Origin of the sequence: Avibacterium avium (assembly GCF_900454535.1) — a bacterium.
Classification (GTDB): Bacteria; Pseudomonadota; Gammaproteobacteria; order Enterobacterales; family Pasteurellaceae; genus Avibacterium; species Avibacterium avium.
Map to the genome: position 1 here is coordinate 1,526,300 of NZ_UGSP01000001.1, position 22,993 is coordinate 1,549,292.

The window sequence follows — 22,993 nt, forward strand, 5'->3', positions numbered from 1 at the left end:
CGTTTTACTTATGCTTTTTTCTTCGTGGCTTTTTTGCTTTTAGCTGTATTGGCTTTCGTTACGTTTGCCGCTTTTACTGTTTTCACCTTTTGTTCTTTTTCCGCTGTATCCGTTTTTTCAGTTTTTTTCACTTTTTCTGCTTTTGTACTTTGCGCTTTTTTTGTACTTTTTGCAGGCTTTTTCCATTTTAAATAAATGGTTGCCAATGGCGGAATGGTTACGGAAATAGAATGATCTTTATCGTGGCTTGGAATTTCTTCACTCACCACTTCCCCTTGGTTGCCTACGTTAGAACCTTGGTAGAAATAAGAATCCGTATTAAGAATTTCTTCATACACGCCTGCTTCATTCACGCCAAAGCGATAATCATAACGAGGCACTGGCGTGAAGTTACTGATTACAATAATGCGCTCATCATCGCGGCTGCAACGCTCAAACACGAACACAGAATTTTGATAATCGTCCACCACAAGCCAATTAAAGCCTTTTGGATCGCAATCTAATTGGTATAACGCAGGGTGATTTTGATAAGTGCGGTTTAAATCTCGCACTAAATTTAATACGCCTTTATGCCAGCCACCGCCAATACTTTCATCAAGCAAGAACCAATCTAGGCTTTCTTGATAATTCCATTCACGTCCTTGCGCAAATTCATTGCCCATAAAGAGCAATTTTTTACCCGGATAGCCCCACATATAGCCATAATAAGCACGCAAATTAGCAAATTGTTGCCACGCATCGCCCGGCATTTTGCCGATCAGCGAGCCTTTGCCGTGTACGACTTCATCGTGAGAAAGTGGCAATACAAAGTTTTCGCTATATTGATACATCATTCCAAAAGTCATTTGATCGTGATGATGTTGGCGATAAATCGGATCTCTTTTCATATAGGCAAGGGTGTCGTTCATCCAGCCCATATTCCATTTGAAATGGAAACCTAAACCGCCATCTTGCGGTGGGTGGGTTACGCCAGCAAAGGACGTGGATTCTTCCGCAATGGTGATTGCGCCCGCATTTTCCGTACCAAGTACATAATTGGTATGTTTTAAAAACTCAATGGCTTCTAAATTTTCACGGCCACCATATTGATTTGGAATCCATTCACCGTCTGCTCGGCTGTAATCACGGTAAATCATTGATGCCACTGCATCGACACGCAAGCCGTCTAAACCAAAGCGTTCAAGCCAATATAAGGCATTGCCTGATAAGAAGTTTTTTACCTCGTGGCGACCGTAGTTATAAATTAACGTATTCCAATCTTGATGATAGCCCTCTCTTGGATCAGCGTGTTCATACAACGCCGTGCCGTCAAAGGCCACCAAGCCGTGGGTATCACTTGGGAAATGGCCCGGTACCCAATCTAAAATCACATTAATACCAGCTTCGTGGGCTTTATCGACTAAGCGTTTAAAGCCTTCTGGTGTGCCAAAACGGCTGGTTGGCGAATAAAGTCCAATGGGTTGATAACCCCAAGAGCCGTCAAATGGGAATTCCGATAAAGGCAAAAATTCAATATGGGTAAAGCCCATTTCTTTCACATAAGGAATAAGCTCGTCTGCAATTTGGTCATAATCTAGCCAGAAATTATTTTCCAGATTACGCCGCCAAGAGCCTAAATGCACTTCATAAATAGAAATTGGTTGATCGAACTGGTTCGCTTTGCGGCGTTGTTCGGTCATTTCCACCACATCTGGCAATGGGCTAATTTGTGAAGCCGTATCAGGGCGAAGCTGTGAGCTAAAGGCATAAGGATCGGCTTTTAAGCGTAGCTGATCGTTGCAATCTAACACTTCAAACTTATACAGTTGTCCAAGCGCTGCTTTTGGCACAAACAATTCCCAAATCCCACTGGACGCGTGAAAACGCATTGGGTGGCGGCGACCGTCCCAATAGTTGAAATCGCCCACCACAGAAACCCGCTTCGCATTCGGCGCCCATAAACGGAAATTCACGCCCGACACGCCTTCACATTCCATAAAATGCGCCCCGATAATTTCATAAGGACGTAAATGAGAACCTTCTGCCAACAACCAATTATCCAGCTCTTGAATCATTGGGTGGAAGCGATAAGGGTCTTCAATAATTTGTGGTTCATTGCCCCAATAAACTTCAAGCTGATAAGCAAAAAAACTGCGTGTATCAGGCACTACACCGGCGAAAAAACCACGTTCATCAAGACAATCTAATTCGCACACCTTTTGTTGATTTTCTTTATTAACAATCACGACTTTATCCGCATCAGGCAATAACACGCGGATTTCAATGCCTTTTTCGGTTTCGTGCATACCTAACACGGAAAACGGATCGGAATGTGTGCCGTTGAAAAACGCATTAATGGTTTCTTGTGGAAGGAATTTATTCATATAAACCTCTTATCGCAGACGCGCTTGGTTAATTTCGGTTAAAAGTGCGGTGATTTTTTCGTCAGAAAAGATTTCTTCAATGGAACGAGATAATCTCATTCGCCAATTTGGATATTCCAATGACGTCCCCGGTAAATTGAAGGAAATTTCTTGCTCCAATAAATTTTCTAACTGCACGCCAATGAGCTTGGTTTGGCTTTCTGCCAAATAAAGGTGGATCACCCGCATTAAGTTTTGGTGCATTGCCATACTGAGCGCATCGCCCCAGTAATCATCAGGCAAATATTGATCACGGTGCAGACTATTGAGTAAGGCCTGTTTGTCAATGACACGCTGATCATATTTCTGTTTCAACACGTCCCCTTGCAACACGCCAAGTTGGGCGAAAAGTTCCAAATCGCGGCAATGCCAAAAGCTACTTAAAGACGGAACATCGTGCGTGCCAATAGTGGCAAAGGCGTTAATAGGGAAAGCGTGCTTATCAGGATATTGCAAATTACGTTGTTCAAAATACAGCACAAAATAGGAAAAAATCTGAAATTCATTTAATTTCCACCGCACTTCATCTGGCACTGTGCCTAAATCCTCGCCCACCACAAGACATTGATTACGCTGACTTTCAATGGCTAAAATTGCCATTAATTCAGCAAAAGGATAATGCACATAAAGCCCATCTGCGGCGGTTTTTTCAGGGGGAATAAGCCATAAGCGGAACAGCCCCATAATGTGATCAATACGCAGCACACCAAAATGCTGCATATTGGCCCGCAATAATTCAATAAAAGGCTGAAAACCTCGGGCTTTTAATTCAGTAGGGTTGTAAGGCGGAATATTCCAATTTTGCCCCACTGGGCCAAGTGGATCAGGCGGAGCGCCCACAGAAGCATCAACGCAATAAAGCTGCGGATCAGCCCATACATCAGCACTGCCCCTTGAACTACTTACGGCTAAATCGCCATAAATACCTAAGCGCATTCCTTTCGCTTGGCATAAGGTTTGCAGATGATTGAGCTGTTCTTGCGCCAGCCATTGTAGCCAGCAATAAAACATCACTTGGTCTTTATGCTGACGGATTAATTTATCCCGTTGTTTATCATTAAGTTGTTGATATTGTTGCCAACCAAGCCAACCAATTTGATTTTCTTGCTCAATGGCTTGATGAGAACTTTGGCGATCTAAGCATTCAAATAGGCCTTGATATAACAAGCCTTTGCCCTGTTGTTTAACAAAATCCGCAAAGGCTTTTTGTCGTTGCTGCATTTTTGCCGCACTGCTACGTTGGAAATAAGCATAAAGTTTCTCAAGTGCGGTGAATTTTAGCTGCGTAATTTCTGTATAATTCACTTGCTCTGCTTGGCGTAAGGCCGCAAGTTGCTGTTGAATATTCTCTTGATTCAGCCAATTTTGCACGGATTTACACAATTTATATTCAGGCAGCTGGTCAATGGCAAGGTAAAGCCAATTCAAATAGCGTCTTGATGCTGAACTATAAGGGCTTGCCCATTCAGGCACAGCGGAATACATTGCGTGTAAGGGGTTAATCCCGATAAATTCTGCCCCATACATCACGCCCTGTTCCACCAAATAAGCCAAATCAGCAAAATCCCCAATCCCCCAATTTCGTGCTGAGCGTAAACTATAAAGCTGAACATTCAAGCCCCACGCTTTTTGCTGTTGAAAAATCGCAGGTTGATAGGCGGTTTTCGGGCTAACGAAAAGGCGAACGTGGTAGTTTCTTTCGCGGCTGGAAAGCTGTAAAAGATAATAGCCAAAAGGCTGCGCAGGAAAAGAAAGTTGATGATTAGAAAAGGAAAGTGGTGTTACAGGCTGATGTTGTTCATTAAATAAGGTAACTTGAAGAATATGGCTGTCGAGATTTAACCGTGCAATATCATAAACAATGGTTTCCCCCTCCAGCGCCACAAAAACATCATCAAATTGCACCGCACTTTTATTTTCTATGTCCTCTGGATTTTCTCGCTGTAAGAAAAGCAGCTCAATAAAATACGCCAAACTCTCTGGATTGGCATAAATCAAATTGCCATCAATATCATAATGAGAAATGGCTATGCCTAATTTCTCAGCCTTTGCTTGAAGTGTTGCGCTAATATCCATATGCTTTTCCAACAACCATAAATACTGGAGAATTAACTTCATTCTACAAATCAATGAGTTAAAAGCAAACGGTTTCCTTTAAATTCGTGATCTTCGTCAAATAAAGATTGTTCGGTATTAAGTGGAAAATATAAAGTGAATTTTGCATAGACAAATCAGATTATAAGAAATATTCAATTTGATAACTACAGTTTACAAATAAAGATTTAGCGCTATAATGCATCTATTCTCAATTCCCTAATAATCACGATGATTTCCATAAAGCGTACTGAAACCTTTGATAAATGGTTAAAAAATCTTAAAGATCAACGTGCGAAAATCAAAATTCTTGCACGATTAAAACGTTTATCATTTGGCAATTTTGGTGATGTCAGGCCTATTGGTGAGGGCTTATCAGAGCTGAGAATTACTGAAGGAAAAGGTTATCGGGTATATTTGAAAAATCATAATGGTGAATGGGTTATTTTGTTATGTGGTGGAGATAAATCCACTCAATCTAACGATATTTTAAAAGCCAAACAATTAGCTAAGGAGCTGGGAGTTTGAAAATGGAAAAATTAACTGATTTTGATGTGGCTGAATATCTCAATAATGAAGATGAAATGCAGCTTTATCTGAATGAAGTTTTACAAGAAGATAATATGGAACTTATTCTTTCTGCACTTGGTGATATTGCCAAAGCAAGGAATATGAGCCAATTATCGAGAGAAACGGGTATTAGTCGAGAAGGATTATATAAAGCTTTATCTGGGTCTGGCAACCCAACTTTTGCAACGGTACTAAAAGTGATGAAAGCCTTAAATCTTACCTTTCAAGTAAAACCGAGTGTCAGTCTGTAAAATAATTTGCACTTAAGGCTAAGTGCAAATTAGGCATCATCAATCACAAACTCAAACCAATCAATCACGTCTTTTTCGTGAATGCCGTTTTCAATGGGAATATGCGCGAGCTTTACGCTATTGGGATCGCCAGAAATTAACGGATGCCAATCAAACAGCGGTTTATTTTCATATAATAACCGATAGGCACAGGTGGCTGGCAGCCAATGGAAATCAGGCAAATTCTTTTTGGTGAGCTTGGTACAATCTGGCTCAAGCTGGAAACGTTGCGCATAATTACCGCACTTCGCGCTGTCTAAATCAAGCAAATTGCAGGCAATGCGAGTGAAATACAGCTTTTTGCGCCGCCCACGGCCCTCAATAAATTTACGATAACAGCATTTGCCGCAACCATCACACAGAGCTTCCCATTCTGCTTCATTCATTTCTAACAGTGATTTATGCTGCCAAAAGTTTTTTTCTAATTGCATTGTGATTATTCAATAAAAAAGTGCGGTAAAAATTTTCTCAATTTTTCACCGCACTTATTGTTTAGAAAAGAATTAGAACCCTTCTTTCAAACTTACGGTTAAGTTGAAAATCAGGTGTTCTGGGTGGCTGTCTTTGCTATCAGTACAGAAATAGCCTTCACGTTCAAATTGGTAGGCTTTTTCTTCTTGTGCGTTAGCTAAACTTTTTTCCACAAAACCGTGTTTTACCACCAAAGAATTTGGATTTAACACTTCGTAAAGCTCTTCTGCCGCACTTGGGTTTGGCACAGTGAATAATTTGTCGTATAAACGGAATTCAGCTGGCACATTATCTGTGGCAGAAACCCAATGAATCACGCCTTTGACTTTACGCCCGTCCGCAGGATTTTTGCCTAAGGTTTCAGGATCATAAGTACAATAAACGGTGGTGATGTTGCCCTCAGCGTCTTTTTCCACACGCTCCGCCTTGATCACATAAGCATTACGCAAGCGCACTTCTTTGCCTAATACTAAACGTTTATATTGTTTATTGGCTTCTTCACGGAAATCCGCTTGATCAATATAAATTTCTTTAGTAAATGGCAATTGGCGATGACCTAATTCTTCGCGATTTGGGTGATTTGGCGCAGAAAGCATTTCTTGTCCGTCAAAGTTTTCAATCACGATTTTTAATGGATTAATCACCGCCATTGCACGCGGTGCATTTTGGTTAAGATCATCACGAATACAAGATTCTAGCGCACTAAATTCCACCACGTTATCTTGCTTGGTTACCCCAATACGGCGGCAAAATTCACGGATTGACGCTGGCGTATAACCACGGCGGCGTAAACCTGAAATGGTCGGCATACGCGGATCGTTCCAACCATCAACCACTTCATCTTCCACTAATTTCAACAATTTACGCTTAGACGTGAGGGTATATTCCAAGTTCAAACGTGAAAATTCATACTGATGTGGCAATGGGCGTTTAATGGAAATGTGCTCAAGCACCCAATCATATAAACGGCGGTTATCTTGGAATTCCAAGGTACATAATGAATGCGTAATGCCCTCAATCGCATCGGAAATACAATGGGTGAAATCGTACATTGGATAAATGCACCATTTATTCCCTGTATTGTGATGTTCCGCAAATTTAATGCGGTATAACACTGGATCTCGCATTACCATAAACAGTGATGCCATATCAATTTTGGCACGCAAGCTAGCTTTTCCTTCGGCAAACTCGCCATTTTTCATTTTTTCGAATAAGGCTAAGTTTTCTTCCACGCTACGATCACGATAAGGGCTGTTTTTTCCTGGTTCGGTCAATGTGCCTCGATATTCACGCATTTGTTCAGGCGAAAGCTCATCAACGTAAGCCAAACCTTTCTCAATTAATTCAATGGCATAGCCGTAAAGGGCATCGAAATAATCAGACGCATAACGTGCCTTGCCCTCCCAATGGAAACCAAGCCATTCCACATCTTGTTTAATGGAATCGACATATTCCACATCTTCTTTAACAGGGTTGGTGTCGTCAAAACGCAAGTTACACAAGCCTTTGTAATCTTCTGCAATACCAAAGTTTAAGCAGATCGATTTTGCGTGGCCAATATGTAAATAGCCATTTGGCTCAGGTGGAAAACGGGTGTAAACGTGGTTTACTTTCCCTGTTTCCAAATCTTCATCAATAATATGACGAATAAAATTGGTTGGTTGATGTTCGTTCTCTGTAATATGGCTCATTTTGACCTCAAAATATTCTCGATTTTTGTAAAAAAATTGTTGTCCATTCTACTATGTTTAACGGCAGAATTCAAAAGTGCGGTTGATTTTCCTTAGATAAATGATACAATTCACGCCCTAAAATGAACGAACGTTCATTCAGTGTAAATTTATTTTTCTTAAGGTCTTCTTAAGAAAGGTTTTCTACTATAATCATCGAATAAAACGATTGTTATTTTTCTCGGAGTTTTTATGCGTAAAAAAACGATTTTTTCCCTACTTGCCGTTGGGTTAGTGGCATTTGGTGCTTATAGTTATTTCAACCATTCTAATCAACAAGAAACCACCTATTTAACAGAAAATGTGCGCCGTGGCGAAATCAAAAAATCCGTCATCACCGCAGGCACCGTTCGTGCTTATAACCGTGTGGAAGTGGGCGCGCAAGCCTCGGGTAAAATTGAAAAAATTCACGTTGTATTGGGGCAACATATCAAACAAGGGGATTTAATCGCAGAAATTGACTCTAAAAATCAAGTGAATGCGTTAAATTCAGCACAAGCGGAATTAAAAGCCTACCAAGCTCAGCTAAATGCAAAACAAGTAGCTTACAATGTGGCGAAATCTGCCTATGATCGCCTTGCGAAATTATATGCGAGTAAATCCACTTCTTTAGATGAACTGAATGCGGCGAAAAATAATTTATCTGCTGCCAAAGCGGCGATTTCTGAAGTGGAAGCTGCCATTCAGCGTGCGGAAATTCAAGTAGATACAGCGAAAACCAATTTACAATATACCCAAATTCTTTCGCCTTTAGACGGTACAGTGCTGTCCATTCCCGTATCCGAAGGGCAAACGGTGAACGCCAACCAAACGACCCCAACCATTGTACAAGTGGCGGATTTAAGCAAAATGCTGATTAAACCTGAAATTTCTGAAGGCGACATCACCAAAGTGAAAGCTGGAATGGCTGTGGAATTTACTACCCTTTCTGAGCCAGACAAAGTCTATCATTCCACCATTCATTCCGTTGATCCTGCCATCACCACGCTCACGGATAACGAATATAAAGAAAGCGTTTCAGATACTAGTGCGGTTTATTATTATGCTAATGTCTTAATAAATAATCCTGATAACCAACTGCGCATTGGAATGACGACACAAAATACCATTATCATTGCCGATGCACAAAATACGTTGCTTGTTCCTACTATCACGTTACACAAAGATGGAAAGGAAACCTTTGTTAATATTTTGAAAGACAACGATAAAGTAGAAAAACGTACCGTTGTTACAGGGTTAAGCGATGATATGAATACGCAAATTTTAAATGGTTTGAAAGAAGGGGAAAAAGTGATTTCCTCGCAAGTAACCAGCGATGAAAAAGTGGGAAATACTTTCCGCGGTCCTCGAATTTTATAAAGTGCGGTGGTTTTTTTATGAATATTATTGAATTAAGCCACATCAATAAATTTTTTGGTGAAGGAGAAAACCGCACTCAGGTGTTAAAAGACATCAATTTAAACATCAAAAAAGGCGATTTTATTGCCATTATTGGCCAATCAGGTTCAGGCAAATCCACCTTGATGAACATTATTGGCTGCTTAGATACAGCGACATCAGGCTCTTATAAAGTCGATGGTTTAGAAGTCAGCCAACTCAATCGTGATCAGCTTTCTGATTTACGGCAGAAAAAATTTGGCTTTATTTTTCAACGCTATAACCTGCTTTCAACCCTAAGTGCGGTGGAAAATGTGGCACTTCCTGCCATTTATGCAGGCATCGATCAGACTACTCGCCTACAACGAGCCAAACAATTATTAGAAAAATTAGGCTTAGGCGATCGCTTAGAAAACAAACCAAATCAGCTTTCAGGTGGCCAACAACAACGTGTAAGTATTGCACGTGCCTTGATGAATGGGGGCGAAATTATTTTAGCCGATGAACCTACTGGCGCGTTAGATAGCAAAAGTGGCGAAACCGTGATGGATATTCTCACTCAGCTACACAGCGAGGGCCACACCATTATTTTGGTAACACACGATAAAAACGTGGCAAATTTTGCTAATCGTATTATTGAGATCAAAGACGGCAAAATTATTGAAGATCGCCGTAAATCGGAACACATTACGCAAAAACAAGACATCATACCGCAAAGCAATAAAAGCCGATTACAATTTTATAAAGATCAATTTTTTGAATCCTTCAAAATGTCTATTAAAGCCATTGTGGCGCATAAATTGCGTTCCTTGCTGACAATGTTAGGGATTATTATTGGTATTACTTCAGTGGTTTGCGTGGTTGCCTTGGGTAACGGCTCGCAACAAAAAATCCTTAGCAATATCAATGCGATGGGAACAAACACAATGGATATTTATAACGGTACGGGCTTTGGTGATCGGCGCGCGGCGAAAAATCAAAACCTTACCGTGGCGGATGCCGATATGCTTGCCAAACAAAGCTATATTGCCAGTGTTACGCCAAATAGCTCGGTGAACGGCACGCTCACTTACGGTAACCGAAGTTTCACCGCCCAAGTGCGTGGCGTGGGTGAGCAATATTTTAATGTGCGCGGTTTAAGTAAAGCAGAAGGCTCATTTTTCAGCGCAGACGCTGTAAAACATAGCGAACAAGTGGCCGTGATTGATGAAAACACGTTACGCGAAGTGTTCAACAATCAAAATCCCTTTGGCAAAGTTTTAATGATTAATAAAAAACCATTGCGTGTTATTGGCGTGGCAACGAGCAATAATATGGGAATGAATAGCTCAAGTTTGAATATTTATATCCCTTACACAACGGCGATGAACAAAATTTCGGGCAATCAAAAAATTAGCTCAATCACGGTAAAAATTCGTGATGAAATTAGTTCTAAAGTGGCAGAAAAAGATCTCACTCGCCTGCTCACCGTGCGCCACGGCAAAAAAGATTTTTTCGTGTTTAACACGGATACGATCAAGCAAACTATTGAAAGCACAACAAATACAATGAAGTTGCTGATTTCTTCCATTGCCATTATTTCCCTTGTGGTAGGCGGCATTGGGGTGATGAATATTATGCTGGTTTCGGTAACCGAGCGAACCAAAGAAATTGGCGTGCGAATGGCGATTGGCGCGCGGCAGTTTAATATTCTGCAACAATTTCTCATTGAAGCGGTGCTAATTTGCTTGATTGGTGGCATCACTGGCGTGGTGCTATCAATGGTGCTAGGCACAGTGTTTAATTGGCTGGTGAAAGATTTTACGATGATCTTTTCCACCTTCTCGATTATCGCCGCCCTGCTCTGCTCAAGCTTAATTGGGGTGATTTTTGGCTATATGCCAGCAAAAAATGCTTCGCAATTAAATCCAATTACCGCTTTAGCTCAGGAATAGTTTTTTGATAAAATTTCAACAATCAGGCAATAAAAAATCGGCAAAATTACACCGCACTTTATTTGCTTACGATTTTATTTAATAAGGAAAAAATGATGTTAAAACAATCCAAACTCTCACTTGCTATTGGCTTGTCTGTGTTGTTAGCTGGCTGTGCGAATCTTGACGATTCTTACAAAGCGTCACAACAAGATTTCCAACAATATGAAGAATTAACCAAACAATACAACATTCAAGAAAATTGGTGGACGATGTATAAAGATCCACAGCTTAATCAATTAGTTGAGCAAGCTTTGGAAAATAACAAAGATTTAGCCAAAGCAGCCATTGCTGTAAATACGGCACTTTATAACGCGAATTTAATCGGCGCAAATTTAGTACCAAATTTCAGTGGTTCGGTATCTTCTTCGGCTAACAAAAATATTCACGATGGCGGCTCTTCCGTGATTAGCCACGGTGGTGCATTAAACGTGAGTTACACCCTAGATTTATGGCGTCGTTTAGCTGATTCAGCTTCTGCCGCAGAATGGCGACACGCTGCTAGCGAACAAGATCTTGAAGCAGCGCGCATTTCATTAATCAACTCCGTAATCTTAACCTACTATCAACTTGGTTACTTAAATGATGCGATTAGCACCGTGAATAAAACCATCAATTACTATTCCGAAATTAACCGCATTATGCAAAATAAATTCCGCCAAGGCGTTGCAGATCGCGCAAGTTCCGATCAAGCGCAACAAGCGGTTTTAACAGCGCGTAACAGCTTAATCAATTACCAAACGCAAAAGAAAACAGCAGAAGCCACCTTGCGTAACTTATTGAATTTAAAACCAAGTGATCCATTAAAAGTGAATTACCCGCATATTCTTAAAGTAAAAAATGTGGGGGTAAACCTTAATGTGCCTCTTTCTGCCATTGCTAATCGTCCAGACGTAAAAGGCTATCAATATCGCTTAAACAGCGCTTTCAAAGATGCCAAAGCAATGCAAAAAAGCTGGTTCCCAACCATTACCTTAGGCGGAAGTTTAGGTTCTAGCGGCAATAAAATTGACAACGCATTCAACACCCCTATCGCAGGCGGAACAGTAGGAATTAGCTTGCCATTCTTGAGCTGGAACACCGTGAAATGGAACGTGAAAATTTCAGAATCGGCTTATGATCTTGCACTTGTCAACTTTGAACAAAGCATTACCAAAGCCTTAAATGATATTGATACCAACTATTTTGCTTACAACCAAGCGCGTCAAAACTTCGCCAACTTGCAGCAAACCTACAACTACAACAAACGCATCACGCAATATTACAAAAACCGCTATGATGCAGGCATTGCAGAACTAAGAGAATGGTTAAACGCCGCAAGCACCGAACGCAACTCCGAGCTTTCCATTTTGAATGCAAAATACAACCTCATTCAAAGCGAAAACGCCGTATATAGCGCAATGGGTGGCTATTACTCCGCAAAATAATTGTTATTGAATAACGATTAAAACAAAAGTGCGGTGAAAAAATCAGAAATTTTTTACCGCACTTTTTCTTTTGGCTCTTATTTAGAAGAGTTAGATCTCATTAATAATACGATATACCCAGTTTTCTAATGGATCCTTATACTTCAGCATTTCTGCCCGCATTTCTTCTAACATTTCTTTTTTCACTTGCTGATATTCTGGGTCATAAAACAAATTATGTAACTCCTCAGGATCATTGCGAATATCATACAACTCTCCTACATCACTTGCATTGAAGACCAATTTATAATCTTTCCTACGCCACATTCTCTGTTCAAAATAAACAAAATGCCCTGCAAGTTGAGCTAATATCCCCTTACGATCATTGGATTTATTTTCTCGCAAAATCGGCAATAGGCTTTCGCCCTGGAAGGTTTCTGGAACGGCTTGCCCAGCAACATCAAACACAGTTGAAGTCAAATCGTGCAGATAAACTAAATTATCGTCCACTTCATTGATACGTGAAGATTCAGGATCTTTAATAATCAATGGAATATTGTAGGTGGTATCAAACATAAACTCACCTTTTTCAATCATTCTATGTGCGCCCATTGCATCGCCGTGATCTGCGGTGGCAACAATAAAACAATCCTGATAAAGATTATGTTTTTCAAGGAAGTCAAATAATTCACCGATAGCATCATCAATTAAGGTGATATACCCCCAGAATTTGGTGATCACTTCCTTCCAGCGTTCTTCACTCGCTTCCCACATTCCCCACATTTTAGAAATAGTACGATAATGGCCGGGTTTACCTTCTAAAGGTTTAAAGAAACTTTCATCAAGGACGACATCTTTTGGATCATACATTGAATAATAAGGCTCAGGAACAATGCAAGGCGTATGCGGCCCCCAGAAATTAATCCAAGTAAAGAAAGGCTTATGCTCAGCAAGAGATTCTAAAATAAAGCTTTTCGCCTCATCAACAATAAAATAGGGAATCGTTTGTTCTTTTGTTCCTGAAAGTAAACCGCACAATTCTTGTACTCTTAAATGTGGGTTATCACCAAAATAAGCTAGGCTGACTTCTGGCGTAGGGAAGCCTTTTTCTGCAAGCCATTCAGGGTAACGATTTGGCTGGGTAGGTGATTGATCAAACACCAAATTTTTATAAACGTGGCTGCCTGGGTAGCCATATCCGTCAAAATTATGCCCTTTAATACCGTAATCTCTTGGAACAGATCTCGTGCCAACGTGCCATTTTCCTGCAACATAGCAATTATAGCCATTCAGTTTTCCGATATGTGGTTGTTCTGCCGGAATTTCTCCTGTTCCACCTTTTTCACCATTTCGAATAATGCCATGGGTAGAAGGCATTTGCCCTGTAAAAAGTGATGTTCTAGCAGGGCCACAAACTGAAGCTGGCGTGAAGGCATTATCAAAACGAACACCTTCTCTCGCTAAACGATCTAAATTCGGCGTTTTTACAATCTTATGTCCATAAGTACCAAGCATATCTTTTCTAACTTGATCTAAAAGAATATAAATTACATTTTTCATTGGTTACACCTTTTTCTTATTTCGACCAATTACCACAAATAAAATCACTTGAAGAATTGCGTAAGCAGCAAGTACCCAAAGTGGTTTACCATTTTCTGAAGCAAGCCCAATTGGAGAAAGCAACGCATAAAGAGAAACTAAACCTAATGCAAGTGATGCCACAGTGATATTAACATATTCCCAGTTGCTTAAATCTACATTGCTTTGGTTCGATACGTTATCAACATAAGGTGTTTTTCTGCGTAAGAACGAGCCTAATACTAGCATTAATACGACATCAAAAACGAATAGTGCAGCCATTACATACACAAAATTCACTTTTACATTAAATACCCAAACAATAAGGAAATATAAAATAACATGTACCAATAAGGCAATACGCGCTGCTAGTCCCGATACAGTTTTATTGAATAATCCCACTGCAAATAGAGCAACAATAGGAATATTCACAAAACCTGCAAAACGTTTAGTCAGTAAGAAAATACCATCTGTACCAAACATAAGCAATGGTCCAATAATGATGGTGATAACTGCCATGACTGCCGAGACTTTTTTCGCATAAACAATTAATTCAGTTTCGCTAAAGGTTCTTTTGGTTAGTGAAGGCAATAAGTCTTTACAATAAATTGTTGCTGCTGAATTTAAGAATGAATTGAATGTACTTAAAATTGCACCAAATAAAGCCGCAATAAAGAAGCCTTGTAGGACTGTTGGCAAAACGCGATTAACTAATTCAGGATAAGATAAATCAATTGGATTTAGTCCTTCACCTAAAATATGGAAACTCAGCAAACCCGGTAAATTAAGAATAATCGGCAATAAGAGCAAGAAAAGCGCAGCAATTAAAATCCCTTTTTGTCCCGCTTTTAAATCTTTCGCACCTAATGCACGTTGCACAATCGCTTGATTAGTTGTCCAATAGAAAAAGTTTACGATCAAAATCCCCGTAAACATTGCGGGCCAAGGTACAGCATCTGTCGCACTACCAATAGCATTAAATTTTTCAACGTGCGTTGTACCAATAATATGCAAACCTTCCATAAAACTGCCATTGCCTAAATAAATTAAGGCAAAAATTGGTACTAAAATTGCTCCAATAACCAAAATAATTGCATTCGCAGTATCTGATACTGCCACCGCTTTTAAGCCACCAAAAATAGCATAAATCGCACCAATAAAACCTATCGCCATTACGGTGTAAACAATGGATTCACCATAGCTAATTCCAAATACTGTTTCTAAATTGAAGATTTTATTGAAGGCAATTGCCCCTGTATAAAGTGCGGTGGGAATAACGATAAATAAATAGAATACTAAAAATAACCCTGACATTATTAAGCGTGTTTGACGATCAAAACGGCTTTCAAAGAATTCTGGAATTGTCGTGTAGCCATTACGAATATATTTCGGTAATAAATACAAAGCCAAAAAACAAAGCGGAATGACTGATTGAACCGTCCAAGCAATAATAGAAAAATTGCCTTTATAGGAATTGGCATTGACACCAATTAATTGTTCAGTAGAAAGTGAAGTTAATACCATTGAACAACCAATGACAACTGCACTCAACCCTCGTCCAGCAAGAAAATATCCTTTAGCTGTTGATAAATCATCATTTCTGGTTTTCCGCCAAGAAATCCAAGCAACAAAGCCTGTGACCAGTAAAAAGCTCAAAATGGTTAATGCCATAATAACTGCTCCTTAATTGTGAGTTAAATCGAGTATGAGATTAATTCATTTTGAACTATCATAGTTATGATAATAATCATAGTTATGCTGTGATACTGATCACAAATTTGTAACATAAAAAAACTGGCTTTCACCAGTTTTTTATTTTACTTAATGTTGTCTATAATCATTCGCCTGTTGTAATAATTGGCGGCTTTCTTTTAAGAATTGTTCAGAATAATCACCGAACCAATCGCGTACTTGTTCGAAAGCTTGGATAAAACCTTGTTTGTCGCCTTGTTCAAAGAATTTTAGGCTTTCTTCATAGCTTTGTTTTAGGCTTTCGATCACTTCAAGATTTTCTGGTTTATCCATAATAATATCCGCGTATAATGCACCGTCTTGGGCGAACAAGCGTCCGATCATTGCCAGTTCTAAGCGGTAAATTGGCGAAGATAAGGCTAACAGTTTCGCCAATTCCACAGGTTGTTTGGATAAATGCAATCCGTTGGCAAAAGTAGCAAAGTGGCGTAAGGCTTGAATGTAAGTCATACTTTGATCGTGTTCGGCGGCGTCTGCTTGATAAATTTTCGCGCCCCAAATGCTAATTTGATCTAATAGCCATTGATAGCGTTCTGGATAACGCCCATCACAACGTACCACCACTTGTTTTGCCATACTTGCAATATCTGGCCCGAACATTGGGTGCAAGCCCACCACTGCCCCTTTATGCACTTCCAGCATTTTGGCAAGCGGGGCTTTTTTCACCGAGGTGAGATCGGTGAGCAACATATTTTCTGTTAAATAAGGTGCAAGACGTTCAATGGTTTCCACCGTGTTTACGATAGGTACGGACACAATAACTACATCTGCGCCCGATAAAATCTGCGCGGCGTTGTCCCAATCATTTCGCCCTAAACTTTCTACTTGATAACCAGAAAGTTGCAGATAACGTGAGAATAATCCACCTAGCTTGCCTTTTCCGCCCACAATCACAATTTTTTTGATGTTGGGATTAACGGTTTTAAAGCCGAATTGATTTTCTCTGGTGTAGGATTCGCGCATTAAACGGCGTAGTACATCTTCGATTAAATCTGGCGGTACACCAAGTTTTTCTGCTTCTTGCCGTCTTGCTTGCAACATTTCTGCTTCACGATTTGGCACATAAATGGGTAAGCCCTGTTGATGTTTGATTTCTCCCACTTTTTTTACCAATGCCAAGCGTTTTGCGAATAATTGCAATAATTCTTGATCCAATGTATCAATTTCTGTACGCAGTTCTTTTAGGGCGTCCACGTTATTGTCCTTATTTCTTTACAGTCTGATGATTTTTGCCAGTTATTTTTTGCTCAATGCTTGTGCCATTTGACGTAATAGTTGCTCGCTGGTTTCCCAATCAATGCAAGCATCAGTAATTGACACACCATATTGCATTTCGCTTACTGGCTGTTCAGCACTTTGATTGCCTGCGTTGATATGGCTTTCTAGCATCACACCAATAATGGATTTATTACCATTGGCGATTTGCTGCGTAACATCTTCTGCCACAATCGGCTGGCGGCGGTAATCTTTATTCGAATTGCCGTGGCTGCAATCCACCATAATGGCGGCTTCTAAGCCTGCTTTTTGTAATTCTTGTTCTGCTTGTTGAATAAATTCCGCTTGGTAATTTGGCGCTTTTCCACCACGCAAAATAATATGTCCGTTTGGATTGCCTGCGGTGTTGAGCAAATTCACCTGCCCTTGCTGGTTGATACCAATAAAGCTATGCCCCATTGCGGACGCTTTCATTGCATTAATCGCTGTGGCAATGCTACCGTCCGTACCATTCTTAAACCCCACCGCCATTGATAAGCCTGATGCCAGTTCACGGTGAGTTTGTGATTCCGTGGTTCTTGCGCCAATGGCTGACCAGCTGAATAAATCTGCCATATATTGTGGCGTGATTGGATCAAGCGCTTCGGTGGCAAGTGGCAAGCCCATTTCCGCCAGCTCTAACAAAAGTTCACGCGCAATGTGTAAACCGTGTTCTACATCGAAACTGCCATCAATTTTCGGATCGTTAATTAAGCCTTTCCAGCCCACGGTAGTACGCGGTTTCTCAAAATATACACGCATAACAATGTACAGCTCGTCTTTTAGCTCATCAGATAAAGCTTTCAAACGTTTAGCATAATCCAACGCAGAAAGGGGATCGTGAATCGAACAAGGGCCGATCACCACTAATAAACGGTTATCTTTTTTATGAATGATATTGGCAATATCAGCGCGCGATTGCTCAATTTGATGACGTAAATGTTGCGGTAAAGGTAATTTTTCTTTTAGTTCACTTGGCGTGATTAGCACTTTTTCATTAACAATATTTACATTATGAATACTGTCTTTGTGATTTACATTGTTCATTTTTCTTTCCTACTCAAAATTAAAGTGTAAATTTTTATATACAATCAATGTAACGCATAAATTACACTTAAACCAAGGTAAATTCAACTTGTTTTACAAGGAATTTACAAAATAGTGCGAAATTTCTGCCAAACAGGTGGTACATTTTCTGGCAATTCAAGAGAACGTCCTAATTCAATCCAACCACAAGGGAAATGGAAATCCGACCCGACAGAGCCAAGCAACCCTTGTTCAAGCGCCCAGCGTGCGAGCAATAAGCGCTGATCTTTGGTCTGCCCGCAGCCAGAAACTTCAATGGCATCGCCACCACTTTGGGCAAAATCCGCAATCAGTTTTTTGAGCCATTTGGTGGTTAAGGTATAACGCAATGGGTGCGCTAACACCGCCACCCCGCCTGCTTGGTGAATAATGTCAATCGAGCTAGGAATATCCACCCATTCCGCTTTTACATAAGCTGATTTCCCTTGCGCTAGATAACGTTTGAAAGCCTGATTAATATTAGAAACTTTGCCGATTTCCACTAAATAGCGCGCATAGTGCGCTCGGGTAACTTCCCCTTGGGTGAATTTTTTCGCTCCATCAAAGGCATTTTCAACACCAAATTTTGCTAATTTCTCACCAATTTTTACCGCTCTTTCTAAGCGTTTTTCTGCTTGCTGGTGCAAAAGTGCGGTCATTTTTGGGTGAGTTTTATCAAAATCTAACCCCACGATATGAATGGCACGATTTTCCCATTGAGTAGAAATTTCCACTCCATTAATCAGTGTGATCCCTAATAAGTCTGCCTGCACTTGTGCTTCATCTAAACCTGCCACACTGTCGTGATCGGTTAAAGCCAGCACGGACACTTGATTATCATAAGCGCGTTGCACCACCTCTTTAGGGCTTAACACCCCGTCTGATGCACTGCTATGGCAATGTAAATCATAAATTTTTTGCATTTTTGTTCCTAAATAAAATGAAAAAGTGCGGTCATTTTTTTGTGATTTTCCGCCTTAAAAAGATAAAAAATAAAGGCGGACATTCGCCCGCCCTGTTAATCGCCTTATTCCTTAATATAGGCTTGTTTATTGCCATTTCAAGTACTGTGTAAATCTCTCGCCTGCCGCATCAATTAACAATGCTTAACCAATTCTTTAATTAACGCCGGCCCTTGATAAATCAATCCTGAATACACTTGCAATAATTGCGCACCTGCTGCGATTTTTTCTTGCGCGCTGTCAACGCTGTCTATGCCACCACTGCCGATAATCGGGATTTCGCCGTTTAATTCTTGATGTAATCGTGCGATGATTTGCGTGCTTTTTTGTTGCAACGGCTTACCGCTTAGTCCACCGATTTCTGTCGCATTTTTCAAGCCTTGTACATTGTCGCGTGCAATGGTGGTATTGGTGGCAATCACACCATCAATCTTGTTACGTCGTAACGTATCGGCAATTTGTACCAATTCAGCTTCGGTTAGATCTGGCGCAATTTTCACTGCAATCGGCACATATTTATTATATTGGCTTGCCAAAATTTGCTGGCGCGCCTTAATTCTTTGCAATAAATCTTCTAACGCATCGCCATATTGCAACTGGCGTAAATCAGGCGTGTTGGGCGAGGAAATATTTACCGTAATGTAATCCGCATAATTATAGGCTTTATTCAAACAATAAAGATAATCTTCCTTGCCCCGTTCAATGGGGGTGATTTTGTTTTTACCAATGTTTATGCCGATTACGCCGTCAAAGCGTGCTTTCTTGACATTTTCAATCACATAATCAATGCCCTGATTATTAAAGCCGTTGCGATTAATAATGCCTTCCGCTTCAATTAGACGAAACTGGCGTGGTTTGGGATTGCCCTCTTGCCCGAGCGGTGTTACCGTTCCCACTTCAATAAAGCCAAATCCCAGTGCGCCAAAGCCGTCAATGGCTTCGGCATTTTTATCCGCCCCTGCGGCCAAGCCAATGGGATTTTTAAACTTCACGCCCATTACCGTTCTTTCCTGCCCTTGCGGACAGCCTAACAAGGCTTTCATTAGGGTAACAAAAGGCGGTTTGCCAGCCAGTTTTAATAGCTGAATAGTTAAATTATGGGCATTTTCAGCGTCAAGGCTGAAAAGCGCTTTTCGGATTAAAGGATACATATTCACTCGTTTATCTCACTGGATAGTTAAACTGTAAAAAAGTGCGGTGATTTTTGACCGCACTTTTATGTTGGATTATTGTAAGGCTTTTTCGATTTTTTCGAATAAATCCTTAGACAGATTTTCTACTTCGCTCAAGCGTTCTAAGGCACGTTTCATCAAGGTTTGACGCTGCGCATCATAACGTTTAAAGCGAATTAATGGCTCAATTAATCTTGATGCCACTTGTGGGTTGGTTTCGTTTAAACGAATTAAAATATCCGTTAAGAAACGATAGCCCGAGCCGTCCGCGGCGTGGAATGCGCGTGGGTTTTGGCTGGCAAAACTGCCCACTAAGGCGCGTACACGGTTTGGATTGTTAAAGTTAAAGCTTGGGTGATCCATCAACTGCACCACAATTTGTAGTACATCAGCATCAGGGCGTGTCGCTTGCAAGGTGAACCATTTATCCATCACCAAGCCATCGTGCTGCCATTTTTGTTCAAAATCCGCCAATAATTCATCACGGCAAGGCAACTGGGCTTTGGTCGCCACCGATAACGCCGCTAAACAATCGGTCATATTATTTGCGTTTACATAGTGCTTATACACTAAATTATTGCCTAAATGAGTGTAAGCCAAATAATTCAGGCAAAGATTACGCAAGGCACGCAAGGCAATATCTTGTTGCACCACACGATAATCTTCCAAATGAATTTGCTGATAAATTCGGAATAAATCTGATTTCAAATAGTCCGCTAAAGTACGCAACATAAACTCACGCACCACCGCGATGCCTTCAGGATCAATGGTTTTGAATAACTCCGCAAATTCCGTTTCTTTTGGTAAGGTCAGAATTAAGGTGGTTAATTCAGGATCTTTCTGATGATTTTCTAACACTTGATGAAATGCGGTCAGAATTTCTTGAGAAAATTCAAGAGGCTGCCCTTGCTGATATTGCGATAAGTTACGACGTAACTCATTGCTAAATAGCATTTGCGCGGCGTCCCAACGAACGAAGTCATTTTTCGCAAATTTCAGTAAGGTGATAAGCTGCTTAGTACTGTAATCATAATCTAATCGCACTGGCGCAGAAAAATCACACAACAAGGCTGGCACTGGACGTGAATAAATATTATGAAATTCAAAGGTTTGCGTTTGTTCCGTTACATCTAGCACATCACTCACTAATTCGCCATGATATTGCAAAGATTGCATAATGCCTTGCTCATCATAAAGGGCGATTTTTAATGGAATGTGTAAATTTACTTTATCCATTTGATCAGCGGTTGCCGGCGTATGCTGTGAAACTTGCAGACGATAAGTATGAGAGCGCTCATCATAGCTATCACTAATGGTGAGTTCTGGCGTACCGGATTGGCTATACCAACGGCGGAACTGGCTAAGATCAACGTCATTGGCTTTTTCCATCGCTTGCACAAAATCTTCACAGGTGGCGGCTTTACCATCGTTTTGTGAAATATACTCTCGCATTCCTGCTTGGAAGCCTTGTTCACCTAGCAAGGTATGCAACATACGAATCACTTCTGCCCCTTTTTCATACACGGTTACGGTGTAGAAATTATTCATTTCAATCACTTTTTCAGGGCGAATTGGGTGCGACATTGGGCTAGCATCTTCCGCAAATTGCACGGTACGCAAGAATTTCACATTATTAATACGATTTACCGCACGCGATCCCGTATCAGAAGAAAATTCTTGATCACGGAACACGGTTAAACCCTCTTTCAAACTCAGCTGAAACCAATCGCGACAAGTAACACGATTGCCCGTCCAGTTATGGAAATATTCGTGTGCGATCACGCTTTCAATGGCTAAATAATCTTCATCTGTGGCAGTTTGTGGGTTAGCCAACACGAATTTATCGTTGAAAATATTCAAACCTTTGTTTTCCATTGCGCCCATATTGAAGAAATCTACCGCAACGATCATATAAATATCTAAATCATATTCTAGCCCGAAGCGTTCTTCGTCCCATTTCATTGATTTTTTCAGGCTGTGCATTGCCCAATCGGCACGATCTAAATTGCCGCGATCTACATAAAGCTCAAGTTTTACTTCACGGCCGCTTTGGGTGATAAAACTGTCTTGTAAAACATCAAAATCCCCTGCCACTAAGGCAAACAAATAGCTCGGTTTTGGGAAAGGATCTTGCCATTCCACCCAGTGAAAACCATTGTCTAATTCACCGCTGGCAATGCGGTTGCCGTTAGATAATAAATAAGGGTATTTAGCTTTTTCTGCGGTGATTTTAGTGGTGTAACGGGCTAACACATCGGGGCGATCAAGCATATAGGTAATTTGACGAAATCCTTCTGCTTCACATTGTGTACAAAGGGCATCGCCTGATTGATATAAGCCTTGTAATGAGGTGTTCTCGGCAGGTTTCAGATAGGTTACAATTTCTAACTCAAATTGCCCCGCACTTTCTTTCAAACTGCTTAAATCTAATGTTAGACTTTCGCTATCTTGTTGATAATGTTTGAAATCTTCCCCATTTAAACGAATCGCCGCAAATTGAAAGCTATGACCATCTAAACGCAAACTGGTTGCTTCAGGGTTTAAACGTTGATATTGGCTTTTGGCGGTTACCACGGTTTTTTCTGGATCTAATTGAAAATCCAAGAAAATATCCGTTACGGTAAAATCTGGCGAGCGATAATCTTTTCTATATTTAGCTTTTGTCTGCATATATGACACCTAGTATGCTTGTTGTTTTAAGAAGGTTATCCAATATGAAATCTTTTAAGATTAAGGTAGAAAAATTGTTGTTAGGATAAGATTTTTAGCCCAAAGTTGCAAGAAAAACAAACTGTTCTGCGATTACTTAATTCGCTTATCTCACTCATTTTTCACCGATCAGTCCTCTTGTAAGCATCCTAGGCAATCGTTTGCTTACAGGACTTAAGATATGCTAT

At 40.5% G+C, this 22,993-nt stretch carries 16 protein-coding genes; 5 read left to right on the top strand and 11 right to left on the bottom strand.

Going from position 1 to position 22,993, the window contains the following annotated elements; translation table 11 throughout:
* Nucleotides 1-8 precede the first annotated feature (8 nt).
* Entirely contained in the window at nt 9-2,363 is a 2,355-nt protein-coding gene (glgB, locus tag DYC50_RS07535; protein WP_115249656.1) for a 1,4-alpha-glucan branching protein GlgB, read from the bottom strand.
* A gap of 9 nt (nt 2,364-2,372) precedes the next feature.
* Nucleotides 2,373-4,478 carry a 4-alpha-glucanotransferase gene (gene malQ / locus DYC50_RS07540; RefSeq protein WP_115249657.1) on the bottom strand — a complete coding sequence of 702 codons (2,106 nt, stop codon included), beginning with the start codon at nt 4,476-4,478 and terminating at the stop codon, nt 2,373-2,375.
* Between the two features lie 249 nt (nt 4,479-4,727).
* Between malQ and DYC50_RS07545 the strand changes: the two genes are divergently transcribed.
* Together DYC50_RS07545 and DYC50_RS07550 are read left to right on the top strand one after the other, a co-directional pair.
* Nucleotides 4,728-5,024, top strand: a complete 297-nt coding sequence (locus DYC50_RS07545) for a type II toxin-antitoxin system RelE/ParE family toxin (RefSeq protein ID WP_115249658.1) — start codon at nt 4,728-4,730, stop codon at nt 5,022-5,024.
* 2 nt (nt 5,025-5,026) lie between these two features.
* The gene (locus DYC50_RS07550) at nt 5,027-5,317 is read left to right on the top strand and encodes an addiction module antidote protein (RefSeq protein WP_115249659.1); all 291 of its coding nucleotides are present in this window, start codon (nt 5,027-5,029) and stop codon (nt 5,315-5,317) included.
* A gap of 29 nt (nt 5,318-5,346) precedes the next feature.
* On the opposite strand, the gene DYC50_RS07555 is transcribed toward DYC50_RS07550, so the two are convergent.
* Together DYC50_RS07555 and glnS are read right to left on the bottom strand one after the other, a co-directional pair.
* Entirely contained in the window at nt 5,347-5,787 is a 441-nt protein-coding gene (locus DYC50_RS07555; RefSeq protein ID WP_115249660.1) for a YcgN family cysteine cluster protein, read from the bottom strand.
* A 72-nt stretch (nt 5,788-5,859) separates the two neighbouring features.
* Complete coding sequence (gene glnS, locus DYC50_RS07560; protein WP_115249661.1) at nt 5,860-7,518, bottom strand: glutamine--tRNA ligase; 1,659 nt, start codon at nt 7,516-7,518, stop codon at nt 5,860-5,862.
* A 231-nt stretch (nt 7,519-7,749) separates the two neighbouring features.
* Here glnS and DYC50_RS07565 point away from each other — a divergent pair, with 231 nt between their 5' ends.
* The 3 genes from DYC50_RS07565 (at nt 7,750) to tdeA (ending at nt 12,334) form a co-directional block, all read left to right on the top strand.
* On the top strand, nt 7,750-8,916 hold the full coding sequence (locus DYC50_RS07565) for an efflux RND transporter periplasmic adaptor subunit (RefSeq protein WP_115249662.1): 1,167 nt from the start codon (nt 7,750-7,752) through the stop codon (nt 8,914-8,916).
* A 17-nt stretch (nt 8,917-8,933) separates the two neighbouring features.
* Nucleotides 8,934-10,868, top strand: coding sequence for a MacB family efflux pump subunit (locus tag DYC50_RS07570; RefSeq protein WP_115249663.1), 1,935 nt, complete (start codon nt 8,934-8,936; stop codon nt 10,866-10,868).
* A 95-nt stretch (nt 10,869-10,963) separates the two neighbouring features.
* Nucleotides 10,964-12,334 carry a toxin/drug exporter TdeA gene (gene tdeA, locus DYC50_RS07575; protein WP_115249664.1) on the top strand — a complete coding sequence of 457 codons (1,371 nt, stop codon included), beginning with the start codon at nt 10,964-10,966 and terminating at the stop codon, nt 12,332-12,334.
* Nucleotides 12,335-12,424: 90 nt separating this feature from the next.
* On the opposite strand, the gene DYC50_RS07580 is transcribed toward tdeA, so the two are convergent.
* From DYC50_RS07580 to pepN, 7 genes are all read right to left on the bottom strand, one after another.
* Nucleotides 12,425-13,873: a sulfatase family protein gene (locus DYC50_RS07580; RefSeq protein WP_115249665.1), complete on the bottom strand. Its 1,449-nt coding sequence runs from the start codon at nt 13,871-13,873 to the stop codon at nt 12,425-12,427.
* Between the two features lie 3 nt (nt 13,874-13,876).
* The gene (locus DYC50_RS07585) at nt 13,877-15,562 is read right to left on the bottom strand and encodes a solute:sodium symporter family transporter (protein WP_115249666.1); all 1,686 of its coding nucleotides are present in this window, start codon (nt 15,560-15,562) and stop codon (nt 13,877-13,879) included.
* Nucleotides 15,563-15,712: 150 nt separating this feature from the next.
* Nucleotides 15,713-16,837, bottom strand: a complete 1,125-nt coding sequence (gene tyrA / locus DYC50_RS07590) for a bifunctional chorismate mutase/prephenate dehydrogenase (RefSeq protein WP_115249667.1) — start codon at nt 16,835-16,837, stop codon at nt 15,713-15,715.
* A 42-nt stretch (nt 16,838-16,879) separates the two neighbouring features.
* A complete protein-coding gene (locus tag DYC50_RS07595; RefSeq protein ID WP_115249668.1) occupies nt 16,880-17,944 on the bottom strand; it encodes a 3-deoxy-7-phosphoheptulonate synthase in 1,065 nt (354 codons plus the stop codon).
* Between the two features lie 104 nt (nt 17,945-18,048).
* Nucleotides 18,049-18,885, bottom strand: a complete 837-nt coding sequence (rnm, locus tag DYC50_RS07600; protein WP_115249669.1) for an RNase RNM — start codon at nt 18,883-18,885, stop codon at nt 18,049-18,051.
* A 173-nt stretch (nt 18,886-19,058) separates the two neighbouring features.
* The gene (gene pyrD / locus DYC50_RS07605; protein WP_115249670.1) at nt 19,059-20,075 is read right to left on the bottom strand and encodes a quinone-dependent dihydroorotate dehydrogenase; all 1,017 of its coding nucleotides are present in this window, start codon (nt 20,073-20,075) and stop codon (nt 19,059-19,061) included.
* 75 nt (nt 20,076-20,150) lie between these two features.
* The gene (gene pepN / locus DYC50_RS07610; protein WP_115249671.1) at nt 20,151-22,766 is read right to left on the bottom strand and encodes an aminopeptidase N; all 2,616 of its coding nucleotides are present in this window, start codon (nt 22,764-22,766) and stop codon (nt 20,151-20,153) included.
* Nucleotides 22,767-22,993 lie beyond the last annotated feature (227 nt).

Coding starts and splice junctions, on each gene's coding strand:
- glgB (WP_115249656.1), bottom strand. CDS start 2,363: ATGAATAAATTCCTTCCACAAGAAACCATTAATGCGTTTTTCAACGGC.
- malQ (WP_115249657.1), bottom strand. CDS start 4,478: ATGGATATTAGCGCAACACTTCAAGCAAAGGCTGAGAAATTAGGCATA.
- DYC50_RS07545 (WP_115249658.1), top strand. CDS start 4,728: ATGATTTCCATAAAGCGTACTGAAACCTTTGATAAATGGTTAAAAAAT.
- DYC50_RS07550 (WP_115249659.1), top strand. CDS start 5,027: ATGGAAAAATTAACTGATTTTGATGTGGCTGAATATCTCAATAATGAA.
- DYC50_RS07555 (WP_115249660.1), bottom strand. CDS start 5,787: ATGCAATTAGAAAAAAACTTTTGGCAGCATAAATCACTGTTAGAAATG.
- glnS (WP_115249661.1), bottom strand. CDS start 7,518: ATGAGCCATATTACAGAGAACGAACATCAACCAACCAATTTTATTCGT.
- DYC50_RS07565 (WP_115249662.1), top strand. CDS start 7,750: ATGCGTAAAAAAACGATTTTTTCCCTACTTGCCGTTGGGTTAGTGGCA.
- DYC50_RS07570 (WP_115249663.1), top strand. CDS start 8,934: ATGAATATTATTGAATTAAGCCACATCAATAAATTTTTTGGTGAAGGA.
- tdeA (WP_115249664.1), top strand. CDS start 10,964: ATGTTAAAACAATCCAAACTCTCACTTGCTATTGGCTTGTCTGTGTTG.
- DYC50_RS07580 (WP_115249665.1), bottom strand. CDS start 13,873: ATGAAAAATGTAATTTATATTCTTTTAGATCAAGTTAGAAAAGATATG.
- DYC50_RS07585 (WP_115249666.1), bottom strand. CDS start 15,562: ATGGCATTAACCATTTTGAGCTTTTTACTGGTCACAGGCTTTGTTGCT.
- DYC50_RS07595 (WP_115249668.1), bottom strand. CDS start 17,944: ATGAACAATGTAAATCACAAAGACAGTATTCATAATGTAAATATTGTT.
- rnm (WP_115249669.1), bottom strand. CDS start 18,885: ATGCAAAAAATTTATGATTTACATTGCCATAGCAGTGCATCAGACGGG.
- pyrD (WP_115249670.1), bottom strand. CDS start 20,075: ATGTATCCTTTAATCCGAAAAGCGCTTTTCAGCCTTGACGCTGAAAAT.
- pepN (WP_115249671.1), bottom strand. CDS start 22,766: ATGCAGACAAAAGCTAAATATAGAAAAGATTATCGCTCGCCAGATTTT.